Here is a 14,310-nt window from a genome sequence, read left to right on the forward strand (position 1 = left end):
ACAGGACCGGGTTGGTTGTAACGTTACAAAGGGGCGTTACGGCGTTTGCAACACCCCGCCTTTTTGGTGTAGATTTTCGCGGTCAGGACGCGCGCTTGGCCACCTGAGTTAGACGCGGAGACGACGCCTTTATGGCTCTGATATCAATGAACTTGTCTGAGTTTCTAGAGCAAACCGACCTCTCGGATTTGCACGAGAAACTGACTTCGGAAGATATCGACATGACGGTTCTGCCACTGCTCGAGGACGCAGACCTCAAGGAACTCGGGCTCAGCCTCGGCCAGCGCAAAAAGTTGCTGCTCGGTCTGAAAGCGATGGCGGACAAAGTTGCGACACCGGAGGCCACGAAGGCCAAGGCAACCAACCCGGTTCAACTGCGCCGATTGAGCGTGCTCTTTTGCGATATGGTCGGCTCCACGGAGTTGGGTGAACGGCTTGAAATTGACGAAATGCAGATCGTCCTTCAGCACTATTACGACATCGCATCCAAGGTCGCACAGCATCACAACGGATATCTTGCAGGGTCGCAGGGCGATGGCCTTGTGATGCTGTTCGGTTATCCGAAAGTGCTCGAGGGTTTTGCCGAACGCTGCGTGCTGGCGGCAAAAGACCTGCAACAGCGGTTGGCGGATGCGCCGGTGCTTCTAGACGGACACGATCCCATCTCGATCAAGACCCGCATCGGCATTGCCTCCGGCCAAGCCGCTGTGGGTCTCAAGGACGGAGATGGGCCCGGTGGGCAAATTCACCTTGTCGGTCCCGTGGTAAACCGCGCCGCGCGACTTCAGACCGTCGCCCAGCCGCAGTCTTGCGCGGTCGACACCAAGACCCGTGACCTGACCCAAAGTTCGGTTGCCTATGGCAGCGCCGAACGACACCCCCTCAAGGGAATGTCGGAATCGGTAGACGTTTACCATCTGATCGGCCTGCGAAATTCGCAGGACGTGCCGACCATGCCGGCGCTCATGATCGGACGCGATGCAGACCTTGAGATCCTCTCCGAGGCCTGGCGCCAAGCACAAGAAGGGTCAGCCGTGACGTTGACCGTTTCAGGCGATGCCGGCCTTGGTAAATCGACCTTGGTGCAAAGCTTCCTCGCATCGGGAAATCCCAGCCCGGCCCATTTGGTGCAACTTCGCTGCACGGCTATGGCCGCGCAATCGCCGTTGCGCCCGGTTGCGGACGCACTTTCCGCATTTGCAGAAACACAGCCCGACGGGCCGCTCGTCTCGACTCTGCTGAATGCCCCGACCCAAGACCTCGCGGATCGCGCAGCAAGCTTCCTGCATCTCGGTGACGATCCGACAGATGGCGCAGCGCTTTCATCAACAGACCGCGACTCTGTTCTTGATCTGCTTGCCGACTGGCTGATCGGCGCTCCAGACACACCCGGTCTCGTGGTGGTCGAAAACGCCCAATGGGCAGACGACACGACCCGCGCCCTCCTGTCCTTTACCGCGAAGAAAGCTGCCGAGAACGGAACTCCAATCCTGATGATTGCGGTGACCCGAGACGAGGCAAGTGACATCTGGGACAGCACCCCAGCGCACAGAACGCTCGAACTGCAACCGCTGAGCAAAACCAGCGCCAACACGCTGCTATTCCGCACGCTGGCCGGAAAACCTATTCCCGATGCTGTTCGGAAGAACATACTCTATCACGCCGACGGCAACCCCTTGATGCTGACCACTCTGGCAGAGGCGCTTGCGCGCCACGAGTTTCCAGAAGTGACCGATGCAGTGATCGTCCCCCATACGATCTACGAAACCGTGTCCAAACGGCTCGATTCCATCGAGGCCGGGCGCGGCCTGATCGAAGCGCTTGCGGTGTTCGGCACGCATGTCCCGATCAATGTGCTGAACGACGCGTTCCCGCTGGTCGACGAGACACGGGACACGACGCTGAACGCATTGGAAGCCGCAGGATTGATCGAACGGCAGCGTGTGGACGGGCTGGATGCGATCGGTATCCGACACAAGACCTATCGTGATGTGATCTATGAACAGATCGACGGGCCTGTGCGTCGCAAACTGCACGCGGCGGCATTTGATGCATTGCAGGATCTGACCCAGGCGCGGCCCGAAATTCTTGCCAAACACGCCCAAGCAGCACAGGACTGGCAAAATACCTCGGTCCACGCCTTGGCTGCGGGCGAGACCTTTCTCAAGCGGTCTGCTCTTGTCGAGGCTGGTCATTTCCTTGAAATGGCGGATGCCGCGCTGATCCGCCTGCCCGGCAGTTCCGAGGTTACAGAAAAACGATTGCGCGCAATCACCGGGCTCGCCTCTGTCGAACGGTCCCGTTTCGGGATTGCCACCGATCGAAGCGCCGAACTGGGCCAGCAGATCGCCGACCTCGCCCGTGCCATCGGCGACAGAAACGCCGAATTGATGGCGCTCTACGGTTTTTATTCCCATGCGTTGGTGCGCGCCAATTATCCAAAGGCCAAACATCAGGCAAAGCTGCTTCTGGAAACCTCGGAACTGAGCCAAAACGATACATTCTTAAAGATCGCACACCGCGCAATCGGAGCTGTTGCACTTCACACCGGCGATCAGGTGACTGCCCAGAAATGGCTCACCGAGGCGCTTGATCGATATGACCACGACACTGATCTGCCTATCAGCCATTTGCATGGTTATGACCATGCCGAACTCACTTCGGCGCTCCTTGCGATGTCGCTCTGGATCAGCGGCGATGTGCAGCGCGCTCGGCAGCTCGGTACTTTTGCCATCGACCATTCCCGCGACATCGACCACGCGCATTCATTGGCGCAAGCGGTGTCGTTCCGCGTCATGTGGGGCGCGATGGCGCGGCACGGATCGGAATTGAAGGACATTGCTGCAGAAGGTCAGGCGGTGGCCGAAAAACACGGCATCCGCGTGATGCGGGCTGCCACACGTCTGTTCCCGTTCGCAACGCAGCTGTGCCTTCAAGCATCGACACCAACGACACAGGAATTGGCTGAACTGGACGAACGTGTTGTTGAATTTCGCGCCGCAAACCCCTTTAACTATGGACCCTTGCTTGCTTCGGTTCTGGCGGAAGTCTACGTCCGTGCGGGCGATCTCGACGCGGCCGAAGCGGTCTTGATCGACGGGGCGCAAACCGAAGCAAAGACAGGCGAAACCTGGACCTCCTCCGAGCTTTTGCGGATGAAGGCCCGCGTGGCGGCGGCGCGAAATGACCGGGCAACGGCGCAGAAACTCCGCAAGGAGGCGCTTGATTGTGCCATGCGGACACATGCTTCTACGGTAACCTTGCGGATCACCTGTGACATTGCCGAGGGCGATCTCCGCCCTGAAACACTGAGCGCGGTTCAGGATGCGCTGTCGGGAATGGTATCCCTGGATGATGCATGGGACGTGAAACGCGCCCATGCCTTGCTTGGCCGGGCCAACGGGGCCTGAACAAATGCACCGCCCGCGATAAGGTGATCGAGCACAGTCAGAACCAGCCGCGCAGGATGGACGCGCCCCAACCGGGCTGCGATGTCCTGCAATGGCGCGGGGGGACGGCAGGCCACCGCGACATCCAGCGCAGTCAGGCTGCCTTGCCGAATGAAGACGTCACGCCGGGCCGGCAGCTCGATGGCCGGAGCCCAGCGAATACGCTCGCTGTCCAGCAACGGAGCCCGCGTCAGCGGTGCCGCAAAAGTCAGCGGACCGCCGCCAAGGTCTGGCACTTTTGCCGGTTCGTCGGGGGCCTCGACCACTGACCAGAACGGTCCTGAGACGCGGATTTGATCGCCATAGGCTCTGGCGGTCGCCTGTTGTGCTGCGGCAATGGCCTCTGTGTGTTTGAGGCGCAGAAACGCATATGCCGCACTGCTGTCCGCCTCGGGATCAAGGATCGTGCGGACGGCGATCGCCGCCTGAACACCGCTGCGGATTGCATGCACCAACCCGTGAGACGCGATCGGATCACGCGCCAGCGCCGCATCCCCGACAAGGACATGGCGGGGTGACACAACCGGGTCTGACACATAAGACAAACCCGCAGCGACCGGAGGTCCGACAGACACCAACGCGGCATCCGCAAAGGGCGAAGCCCCCGAAAGTTGCTGGCGTGCATAGGCAAACCGCGACTGCGTCGTCGATCCCGACAGCGTGGCTGCTGTCTGAAACAACGCACCATGCACCTCGTCACCGGCCAGACTGACCGCCCATAGCCATGCATTCGGCAAAGCATCCAGCCACATTGTGTGTTCGGCAACAGCGCCGCGCGCGCTGAAAGGGAGGGCCACAAGGTCCGACGCCGGGCGCTTGACCGCGCTCCGTCCACGGGCGTCCACCACCATTCGGCACGAGATCGCCCCGGCATCGGTTGTGACCTCTGCGACCTGGCCGTTGTCGGAAACTTTGCGCGACCGGGTCGGCAGAACGCGCACGTGCCGCCCTGCTTCAGCGCGCAGCGCGTTGTGCAAATCCTCACGCCGCAGCAGAAGCGGGCCATCCCCTTCGAAGACACGCAGCTCGGGAACATCCCGCCAGTTCAGCCGCATCGCAGCAGCAGGGCCGTCGCTGACTTCGCAAACCAACGACAGCAGACCGATATCGTCCAACAAGGGCGCACCTGACGCGGGAAAGCTCTCGATCTGGTGGCTTTTGGTGTCCGCCCCTGCGTCGATCAGGATCACGTCCAGACCCGCAAGGCCAAGTTGCCGTGCCGTGATACTACCGGCCGGCCCTGCGCCAAGTATGACGACGTCCGCCTTATGCCTTGTCATCGAACCAATCTGGTCGGGCCACCATCATCTTCTTGTACGACCGCAGCCCATAGTCGAGCCACCCTCTCACGAAATCGCAGGCCGGCCGTCCGGCATGCAGAACCTCCTGGTGGCACCCACCGCCACAGAGGCGGCGCGCCCAACAGCTTTGGCAGGGCGTCTGTCGTTCCACCGTCCGTTCGTCCAGAAACGCAGCACGCGCGGCATCATCCGCTCCGGACTCGAGGGTTCCCATGGCGCCAAGCGGGTCTTTGACGAAACGATGACAGGCGGAATACGCGCCCTCGGCATCAACCGCGAGATAGTCGCGTGCCGCGCCACATCCGTGGCTGCGCGGTTGGCCGCGATGCAATTCGCCGAGCACCGTCGCAAGATTGGCAAATGGGTGATCCCGCCCTGCGCTTACGTCATCAAACCAGGCATCGCCACACGAGGTCATCGCATCGAGCAACCGCGCAAAATCCTGCCCCGCCAAACTGCCTTTGCCCGTCGGGGATGAAATCATCGGAGACACGCCAACCGATGCAAACCCAAGTGCGCCGATATCATCGACCACCTTTGGCACATCGAGGTTGAGCGGCGTAACCGTGACGCGTGCGCCGAGTTGGATCCGATCGCGTCGTTCCAGCAAGGGCGCAATCCGCTGCGCGACCCGGTCAAAGCTGCCCTTGCCCACCTTGTCGGGGCGCAGCCGGTCATTGACCTCGCGCCCGCCATCAAGGCTGACCGTGACAGCAAAACGGTGCCGCGCGAAGAACTCGGCATCCTCTGGCGCGATGAGCGTTCCGTTGGTGGTCAGCGAATAGCCCACCTGGACCGCACGCGTGGCCCCCCGTTCGTTAGCATAGGCCACAGAGTGGCGGATCAAATCCCGCGCCACCATCGGTTCGCCGCCCATGAAGGCGATCTTGACCCCGCCCCCGGGAACCGTTCCCGCGATCAGCTGATCTATGGCCCGCTTTGCCACGTCCCACCCCATACGCGTGTCCGCACCGCCGAAACTTCCGCCCGCCGCATAGCAATAGCCGCAAGCCAGATTACAGGTTTGCGACACCGTCAAAGCCAGTGCCCGCACCGGATGCACATTGACCTTTGGTGGACCAACCTGCATCGGCGCATCAAGACCAAGACGCGAAAGCTCCTCTTGGGTGGACGCATCTCCAGCCAGCAAAGCCCGCTGCATGCGGTGCGCGTCGTCCTGCGAGAGCCCGAAGATCGCGGCGGTCTCTGCCATCAGCAACACGTCACCCGCGACATGGGCCAGCGCGCTTGGGCGCACTTCGGTTTCAGCGAAGTCCAAGGTCACGGGAACGCCGCGAAGAACGGCACACCGATGTTCTTCTTCGCAAGATCAAGAGCGATGTCGTTCAGTTTATGCATGGCCAGCCGCGCCTCTTTGATCTTGGCGTTTGCCTTGGGCATGTCGCCCAGTTCCGCTTCGATCAGATATGCATCGTGCAGGGCCGCCAAGGCCGCTTTGATCTGGTCAACCGCTGGTTTCACCTCCGGGTTTTCCGGATCACCCGCCTTGATCGGGCGCAGATAAAGCTCTTCTTGTTCCGCATAGGGTGCCAGGAACCGCTTTACATCCCGGAACTTCTGGTAGTGTTGCATCCCGTCGCTGTCGATCCGCACGGCAAGCTGGAACAAGCCTTCGGGGTAGGGATCCTTTGACATGCGCAGAAGACCAACAAGGTTGTTGTATTCCGTGTCGAGATGCCCCTCCGGTCGTTCAACATCCACGAATTCGGCCAACACGCATTGTGTGGCGCGCCGCAAGGAACGGGGTCGTACCACTTCGGTGGGATCGTCCCTCTTCGCTTCGGCTTCCTTGACGGCCTCATCAAGGTTCGATTCCACAGAATTGTATTTGTCTTTGCAGCGCTTTTCCGTAATTTTGCCTCCGGGCAAGGTCACGGTTTTGGCTGCGTCGAGACAAGGCTTGTAGTCGCCCAGATCTTTGTCTTTGAAGGCTTTATGCACAAGCCAGAGCGTCTGATTGACCCACCGCAAATGGGTCATTTCGCTGAGCGCGACAGACAGGATCAACTGTCGGGCCGCCCGCAAATCCTCGCGCAGACCGGGCCAGGCCGTTTCCTGTTCGGCGGTCACCTCGTCCGGCGTTCGCAGGCTGAAATAGGCGTAAAGATACTCCATCGCCAATGTCAGCTCCATGCCAGCCAATTGCTTGCTCAGGTCCTCGACCATTTTCTCGACGGATTCGTACTGATTGAGCCGCAACAGTTCTGCGGCACTTGGGGTCTCCTTGACCTCCTGACCTTGCAGAACGAAGTCCAATTGCTCCCAGTGCAGGTTGATCTCGTAAGGGTCATACCGATCCGGCCGCGCCTTGGGCAGAGTGGTCTGAGCAGAGACATCCTTCAACGGATCATGGCGACGACGCAGCCAGTCGATGAACGTCACGGCCTGCGCAGCATCGTCCTTGTCGGTGCGGTTGGGCAGCATCTGCTGCGGGTCATCGACCTCTCCCAACACCACGTCAGGGTGGTTCGAGGCCCAGTAGTGGCAGGCGCAATCGCGGAAATCATGCGTCCACGGACTACACATCGACGAGGTCAGTTCGCCGGGATGATACACCGGGTCAATCATGCCTTCGTCGTTCAAAAAGCGACGCCGCTGCCCGGTCAGGACAACCGGCACCCCCGCAGGCGATCCGTCTTCCGCGCGTTGCGTCAGACCAATGGTCAGGGGTTTGTCGGGTTCGATCAGACGAATGATCCACCAGACGGTTTCGCCTTCGTAGGGCGTCAGGCCAGCCGCGTTTTGATAGAGCGCGTAGTCGTACATCATGATCCGCTTGCCGTCCTGTTCGACGAAATGCAGATACCACGTGCCGCCGCCCAGCGCCGACCCGGCAGGTCCGGCGAATTGCTTTTTCAGGTCGGTGACCCAAGCGGGGCCGTCCGGGGTAAAGTGATCCGCGATAATCGGGTCGCCCGCCGGATCAGAATAGACCAGTCGTGCACCCTGCGTGCCATCAGGTCCTGCAGGTGTGACGCCAAGAAATTCGAACACCAGTCCCGGGAAGAACCGCACGTCGAGCTGGCGCAGGTCGAACTCCAGTCCCGGAAAGCAATTCCCGACCCCCGAATCCATCAGGGTCGACACCGGATTGCCCAGCACCGGTTCGGTATAGACTGGATTGCCCACTTTCTCGGGCGTCAGCGCCAGGTTCATCTGCAACGGGCTTACGTCTTTTTCGTCCTTCATGACGACACCTCCGTCACATCATCTATGAGATTGGGTTGAACGGTGTGGCGCCATTCGCCTTCCAGCTTGTCGAGATACTTCATCAGCAGGTCGTATTGCCGGCGCGTGACCGACAGCGGCACGCCCATCGAATGACGCATGTAGGGCGGCATCCGCATATCGTAGGTTTGCGCCCGGGTCGCGCGCGGGTCGCGGAACGTGATGTCTTTCAGATCTTCCCGGTCGCCGAAGTCCACTTGCGGGTCCGGTTGTACGCCCGGAATTTTCGGCAATTCGGCGACATGCGCAAAGGGTGGCCGGATGATCCGCCGCACGCGGTCAGGATCGCGGACCAGAAACGCCCGCAGGATGGGGCTGTCACACATGCGGGCGTGAACCTGCTGCACGACCTGAGTGTAGGGCAACCGATCATGCGCGCCCGAACGCGGCTCGATCGTGTCGCCCTGCCCCGGTGTGTATTCCGGCACGAGACTGGCATAGGGCGCATCATCCGCACGCATGGATTTCGGACCAAGGCGGGGCGTGAGACCCTCGTCCCAATCGGGATCATTGCCATCGGGTTCCGCCAGAAGCTGTGCATTTCCGTCCAGCGCCCAAGACCGGCGCTGATCCAGATTGATCAGGCTGGCGGTCTCGAAGATGCGGCGGAAAAGGTCGAGCACCTCGACCGGTGTGGTCTCCGGGTCAAGTTCTGCCGGGGGCAGATCCCGATCCTCCAACTCGTCTCGGATCGAATACATCGGTCGCTTGTCGGGTGCGAAATCGGGCGGACCGGCCATCGACCGCGCTTGCGCGCTATACGCCACGCCATCGACGGCCATTTCCGCCGTGATGACCAGATCGCAGGTGTCGTCGATCAGCCCCCAGCTGTTACCCGATCCAACCCGTGCGCCGTCGTAGCTGTCCATCGGCGTCGGCCATTTCGGCGCGTTGTCGGTGCGGAAATTGTAGCCCAACCAAGGTGTGTCCGAACTCAGGATGCGGTTCTCCTTGCGGGTCATTTTGTGGATGCGCCCGTACTCCGTCACCGCGGGTGCAAAAGCGCCGGGTGGCAAGGGCGATGCCGGTGCCTTCGAGGCTTCGGGTGGGCCGTAGGCGTCGCCTTTGCCGGGAATGAACCGAAGGCGGATCTGGTCAAGCCGCGTCTGGCAACTGGGATTGTCCCCGTTGGGCTTGTAGGTCCGGATCTTCCCCAAAGGCAGCGGCGCATCTTCGCGCACCAAGGGGACCTGCCCTTCGGTATGGGGGCTTATCGCGTCGAGGTGGTGCGTTTTGTAATTGTCGGCGGAAAAGACCTTTCGCGCGATGGCGGCGCAAGAGGCGAGTTTCGTGCGCGCCTCGGCCTTGCGATTGGCGGCGACGACAGTGAATCGCAGGTGTTTGAGCGAAGTTCCCCGTGCCTCGAGGAAGGCCGCTGTGACCGGAACCTTGACCACACTGCCATCGGAATCCTGCACCCGCGCCCAAAGCTCGAAGAACGGCGCAACAGGCTTGATCCTGCCGTGACGATCCTTGAAGACCACCTTGTTCGGGGTTTCGACCTTGAGGGTATAGGGATGGTGCCCATTGCCCTTGACCGAGGTCTCGATAAGGCTTGGCGCCGGTTCGATCATCGTCTGCACACCGCGCGACGGGTTCTCGTCCAGCTTCCAGCGGTAGGCAGGCATCGGTTCCCTCGATCCTCCGACACGCGCGATCGCCATGGGAGGATCAAAGTAGATCCCAAGCAGACGTCCTTTCTTCGGATCGCGTCCGCACCAGGGGCCACAGTTGCCATGATCGGAGTGAGAGCATGTGTTGGGGGTGTCTTTGTCCATCAGGAGGGCTCCCCATTTTTGATGTCGCTTTGCTTGCGCGGGTGTTTTTCAGGTGGGGCCGGTTTCGGGCCGATGCTTTGCTCGAACCAGAACATGTTATGCGGATCATACGCGGCCTTGATCTCTTGCAGGCGTGTCAGGTTCACATCGAAATAGGCGGTCAGGAAATCCTCGGTCCCACGCCGCGGATAATTCTGATACCGTCGTCCGCTGCCCATGGCCTTGGCGATGGTTCCAAGATCATCCAGCCATTTCACGGTCGCATCCTTGTGGCTGTCGAAGGTCCAGAACGCCCAACTGAACATGTCGACCGACGGGTCACGATGAACAAAAGCCATCTCCGTGGGATCACGATCAGCAATCGCTCCGCCGTAGAATTCGAGCGCGATGAAACAGGTCTTGTCCGGTGCGTTTAGGAAATGCTCCACAACCTCGCGCCAACGGTCAGCCGTATGGTGTTCGTTGATAAGCCAACCTTCAACCAGCGGCTTGGTGTTCATCGACACGGTCGGCATGTCATTGCCGGGCGGATTCACGGTTTGAAGCAATATCTCGTTAAGCCGCGTGTAGCGATGCTTGTGCGTCCAGATCTCGACGTCCTTTTGCGGGTCTTCAAGCGTATCCAGTAAAGGATCAAGCGCCGGCTTGGCCTCGTCCCGCGTGCCATCATAAAGACCCCGCAATGACAGGCAGGGGATTTGACCGTCCGGGTGATTTGCGTCGGGAAGGTACATCAGCAGCGCCTGATGCCCCATCTTTGCCGGCCCGCAATTCGAATTTTCCGGCTCGCAATTCGAATACTCCGGCTGGGAATGCGAATACTCCGGCTCGCAATCCGATTTTTCCGGCTCGCAATCCGATTTTTTCGGCTCGCAATCCGATTTTTTCGGCGCGCAATTCGAATACTCCGCTTGCAGAAGCTCAAGCACGCGGCACACCCTTGCGATGTCCGCCTCGTGTTTATGGCGCATATCCCAGCGCAGGCCGAAGCCAAAGAACTTGCGGTCGAGCGGCACAGGATCGTAGGTGATCTCAAGCAGGATGCCGAACTGGTTGCCGGTACCACCGCGCACGGCCCAGAACAGATCCGTGTTTTCCTGCGCATTCGCATTGACGATACTGCCATCCGCAAGCGCCATTCTGACGCCCGTGACCCGGTCGCAATTCATACCGAACAGGCGCGAGGTAAACCCGTATCCTCCGCCCATCATGTAACCTGCGACGTTCACGGTCTCGCAGCCGCCACCCGGCAGGTGCAGCTTGTGATACTCCAGCATCCGGTTCAGTTTGCGAAAGGCCACGCCTGGTCCGCAACGCACTGAAGGCGCGTCTTCATCGACGATCACGTGGTTCAGACCTGACGTGTCGATGACCACCTGATCGTTGACGGAATACCCGGCGGTACAATGCCCGCCCGACCGCGCCGTAACCATGAGCCTCGACTTGCGTGCGAACTTCAGCGCGGCCACCACATCGGTCTCGCATTCGCAATAGACGATCACCTGCGGATATTGCTGGTAGGTGTGCATGAAAACCATGCGGTCATCGTTATAGCCCGGCGCACCCGCAACTTGCACACGACCGCTGACGCGCTGTTCGAGCTTGGCAAAGTGCTTTGGCTTGTAAGAGGGAAGACCCGTCTCTTTCTTCTTGAAGGTCTTCCAAGCGGCATCGTGTTTGCCGTGGTGGCCCCGGTGATCTTTATGAGTCAAAACGAAAATCCTCGAACTACAATAATCATGAAGCCTAGCCACAAAAGCTGCTCGAGTCCTAAGGTTTTTTTTGCGATCAAGATGTTGCAGGCGATTTCAGCCATACCCGGTGCCTTGACTCTTGGGGCATCCTCCGGCCCCTTCGGCGCAGACCCCACAGGAGCCTTCCATGCACCCCTTCCACGATGAGCTGAAAACCCGTCTGGTCCGCTATTGCGCCATCGACAGCCAGTCGGACATGGACCGCCCCGGATCGCCGTCGACCGCGTGTCAGCACGACATGCTGGATCTGATGGTCACCGAACTGTCTGGGATGGGTGCGCAGGATGTGACCAAGACGCCGTATGGCACCGTGATCGCCACAATCCCCGGCACCGCCCCCGGCCCGACCATCGGCTTTCTGGCCCATGTCGATACGGCGCCGCAATTCAACGCGACGGGTGTGAAGCCGCGTGTGATCGAAGGCTACAATGGCGGGGTGATCACCTATCCCGACGATCCCGATCTGGTGCTCGACCCAGTGGCCTTTCCCTATCTCGCGGGCAAGGTGGGGGATGACATCGTGACCGCCTCTGGTCTGACCCTGCTGGGGGCCGACGACAAGGCGGGTGTGGCCATCGTGATGACCGCCGCGCGGCACCTGCTTGAAAACCCGCAGATCAAACGCCCCACGATCCGTGTGGCCTTTACCCCGGACGAAGAAATCGGGCGTGGGGTCGATCCCAAATTGCCCGCAGATCTGGGTGTCGATTTCGCCTATACCTTCGACGGCGGCGATCTGGGCGAAGTGACCTACGAGACCTTCTCTGCCGACTTTGCCGTTGTCACCGTCACCGGCGTGTCGATCCATCCCGGCTGGGCGAAAGGCAAGCTGGTCAATGCCATCCATCTTGCGTCCAAGATCATCGACACCCTGCCACAGGTCACCATGACGCCCGAGACCACGGATGGCATCGAAGGCTTCATCCACGCGGTCGACATGCGCGGCAACGCTGACCAGATGGAATTGCGCTTTATCTTGCGCGATTTCGAACGCGAGGGGCTGGAGGCCAAAGGCGCGCTTCTGCGGCAGGTCTGCGACACCATCGCCGCCACCGAACCCCGCGCAGAGATCACCTGCACCATCACCCCACAATATCGCAACATGCGCTATTGGCTTGAGGATGACATGACCCCCGTGACACTGGCCCGCGAGGCACTGGCCGATCTGAACATCCCAGAGATTTCAGCACCCGTCCGTGGCGGCACCGATGGCTCACGCCTGACCGAAATGGGAGTGCCCTGCCCCAATCTTTTCACCGGCATGCAGAACGTCCACGGCCCGTTGGAATGGGTGTCGGTGCAGGACATGACAAAGGCAACGGACCTCTGCGTGCGGATTGCGGAACGTGCCGCGCATCCAGGCTGAGGACAGCTAGTCTTCGTCGTCTGACCAGCGCTTCATGTAATCCGTCTGGTATACCCCGCCCTGCGCCTGTTCGGTCAACGGCTTGCGCACGACGTAATGCAGGATCACCGGCGATCCGGCGGGAAGCTCTCCCTTGATGCGTGGGCGCACACCGGTTTCGTTGGGGTTTGTCGTACGTGCGGTCTTCGCCGCATGGGCCGGGCGGATCGGCTGCAACAGCAGGTCGAGCACCTCGTATCCCATGGCCTTTTGCCAGAACCCGTACACCATCTCTGGGGTGATCTGATAAAAGCCGTGGTTGATCCAGTTGTTGCAAGGCGAATGCCCGATCAGCACACCGCCGGGACGCAGCATCCGGTCGATATTGCGATAGGCGGTGGGCAGTTCGAACACATGCTCACACGTTCCCCCGTCGTAGATCACGTCGAACCGCGCGGTTAGGTCTGCACCTACGGGCTGCGTCAGGTCGTGGATGACACTCGCGTTCTCGAAATCCGAAAAATCAAGCGAATCCACGCTGTCAAACCCCAGCTTGGCAAAGAACGTCTCGCTATAGGCATTGTCCGGGTTGCGCAGATCGTCCTCGGTGAGGCCCGGCAGATGAGTCTGGATCGCAACTTCGAAATCCTTGGCCGATTGCCCCCGGCGGCTGCCAACAAAACCCTGCCGCCCCAGCATGAGAAACGCCCCGCCAAGCTGATGTCCCTTGACGGTCTCGATCAGCAGCTTGCCCAAGGTATCGGGTATCGACATGGAGAGTTCTCACTGGTTACGGGTGCGCCGCACCTTCCGCCGGGACGGGAGGCAATGCAACCCGGACTGTGCCGATCCTCCCGCACAGCGATGCGCGAAAACACCATGTGATCAGCAGGCTTAGTTGCCCGCCTGCACCGATTGCAAATAGCCCACCAGATCGGCAATCGGCTCGGACACCAGCATTGGCTGACCGCTGGGTAGTTTCATCGCGGAATTGGCGACCCCTTCGAAATACGGGCCATAGACCGGCATGGGCGATCCGTGGCTGACCAGCGGGTCGGTCCCGTCAATCCGTTTCAGCACCCGCTCCAACGGAAAGACACCGCCATTGCGGGACGCCAGCGCGGTGAGGTCAACAGGCTGCAACACCAGCGCCCCCGCCAAAGGTCCCTGCCCCTTGGCATCAGCACCATGACAGGTAGCGCAATGGGTTTGGAACAGCGCGCGCCCGTGATCCACATCCTGCGCCATCACGGGCGCGGCGGTCAGGGCAATGAGGGTGAGACCGGCAAGAACACGTCGCATGAGGAGACTCCATCTGACCAAAGCTGAGGCAAGCCTGCCTGAAATGCACCGTTCCCGCGTTGATCCGGATCAATCCTTTTGAGCTTTGGCGCGGATGCCCTAGCTTTGTTGAAGTGTGTCATGAGGGTTTGC

9 protein-coding genes are annotated in these 14,310 nt (G+C 60.4%); 2 read left to right on the forward strand and 7 right to left on the reverse strand.

What is annotated here, in order from left to right; all coding sequences use genetic code 11:
- Window positions 1-131: 131 nt before the first annotated feature.
- Complete coding sequence (locus tag ACMVPR_RS12725) at window positions 132-3,410, forward strand: AAA family ATPase (RefSeq protein WP_416883189.1); 3,279 nt, start codon at window positions 132-134, stop codon at window positions 3,408-3,410.
- On the opposite strand, the gene ACMVPR_RS12730 is transcribed toward ACMVPR_RS12725, so the two are convergent.
- From ACMVPR_RS12730 to ACMVPR_RS12750, 5 genes are all read right to left on the reverse strand, one after another.
- Window positions 3,320-4,729 carry an NAD(P)/FAD-dependent oxidoreductase gene (locus tag ACMVPR_RS12730; RefSeq protein ID WP_416883190.1) on the reverse strand — a complete coding sequence of 470 codons (1,410 nt, stop codon included), beginning with the start codon at window positions 4,727-4,729 and terminating at the stop codon, window positions 3,320-3,322. The two genes, ACMVPR_RS12725 and ACMVPR_RS12730, sit on opposite strands and share 91 nt — an antisense overlap.
- Window positions 4,716-6,035, reverse strand: coding sequence for a radical SAM protein (locus tag ACMVPR_RS12735; RefSeq protein WP_416883191.1), 1,320 nt, complete (start codon window positions 6,033-6,035; stop codon window positions 4,716-4,718). Before ACMVPR_RS12735 ends, ACMVPR_RS12730 begins: the two co-directional genes overlap by 14 nt.
- Window positions 6,032-7,960, reverse strand: a complete 1,929-nt coding sequence (locus tag ACMVPR_RS12740; RefSeq protein ID WP_416883192.1) for a ferritin-like domain-containing protein — start codon at window positions 7,958-7,960, stop codon at window positions 6,032-6,034. The genes ACMVPR_RS12735 and ACMVPR_RS12740 overlap by 4 nt, the downstream gene beginning before the upstream one ends.
- Window positions 7,957-9,663 (reverse strand): hypothetical protein, encoded by a 1,707-nt coding sequence (locus ACMVPR_RS12745; protein WP_416883193.1) that lies wholly within the window; start codon window positions 9,661-9,663, stop codon window positions 7,957-7,959. The genes ACMVPR_RS12740 and ACMVPR_RS12745 overlap by 4 nt, the downstream gene beginning before the upstream one ends.
- A gap of 113 nt (window positions 9,664-9,776) precedes the next feature.
- Complete coding sequence (locus ACMVPR_RS12750; RefSeq protein ID WP_416883194.1) at window positions 9,777-11,489, reverse strand: FAD-binding oxidoreductase; 1,713 nt, start codon at window positions 11,487-11,489, stop codon at window positions 9,777-9,779.
- A 169-nt stretch (window positions 11,490-11,658) separates the two neighbouring features.
- Here ACMVPR_RS12750 and pepT point away from each other — a divergent pair, with 169 nt between their 5' ends.
- Window positions 11,659-12,897, forward strand: a complete 1,239-nt coding sequence (pepT, locus tag ACMVPR_RS12755; RefSeq protein WP_416883195.1) for a peptidase T — start codon at window positions 11,659-11,661, stop codon at window positions 12,895-12,897.
- Window positions 12,898-12,903: 6 nt separating this feature from the next.
- Here the strand turns inward: pepT and ACMVPR_RS12760 are convergent, their stop codons facing one another.
- Together ACMVPR_RS12760 and ACMVPR_RS12765 are read right to left on the reverse strand one after the other, a co-directional pair.
- Window positions 12,904-13,650, reverse strand: a complete 747-nt coding sequence (locus ACMVPR_RS12760; protein WP_416883196.1) for a methyltransferase domain-containing protein — start codon at window positions 13,648-13,650, stop codon at window positions 12,904-12,906.
- A gap of 120 nt (window positions 13,651-13,770) precedes the next feature.
- Window positions 13,771-14,178, reverse strand: coding sequence for a c-type cytochrome (locus ACMVPR_RS12765; RefSeq protein ID WP_416883197.1), 408 nt, complete (start codon window positions 14,176-14,178; stop codon window positions 13,771-13,773).
- Between the last annotated feature and the right edge of the window lie 132 nt (window positions 14,179-14,310).

This window comes from Marivita sp., from assembly GCF_048006345.1.
Classification (GTDB): domain Bacteria; phylum Pseudomonadota; class Alphaproteobacteria; order Rhodobacterales; family Rhodobacteraceae; genus Marivita.

Coding starts and splice junctions, on each gene's coding strand:
- ACMVPR_RS12725 (WP_416883189.1), top strand. CDS start 132: ATGGCTCTGATATCAATGAACTTGTCTGAGTTTCTAGAGCAAACCGAC.
- ACMVPR_RS12730 (WP_416883190.1), bottom strand. CDS start 4,729: ATGACAAGGCATAAGGCGGACGTCGTCATACTTGGCGCAGGGCCGGCC.
- ACMVPR_RS12740 (WP_416883192.1), bottom strand. CDS start 7,960: ATGAAGGACGAAAAAGACGTAAGCCCGTTGCAGATGAACCTGGCGCTG.
- ACMVPR_RS12745 (WP_416883193.1), bottom strand. CDS start 9,663: ATGGCGATCGCGCGTGTCGGAGGATCGAGGGAACCGATGCCTGCCTAC.
- pepT (WP_416883195.1), top strand. CDS start 11,659: ATGCACCCCTTCCACGATGAGCTGAAAACCCGTCTGGTCCGCTATTGC.
- ACMVPR_RS12760 (WP_416883196.1), bottom strand. CDS start 13,650: ATGTCGATACCCGATACCTTGGGCAAGCTGCTGATCGAGACCGTCAAG.
- ACMVPR_RS12765 (WP_416883197.1), bottom strand. CDS start 14,178: ATGCGACGTGTTCTTGCCGGTCTCACCCTCATTGCCCTGACCGCCGCG.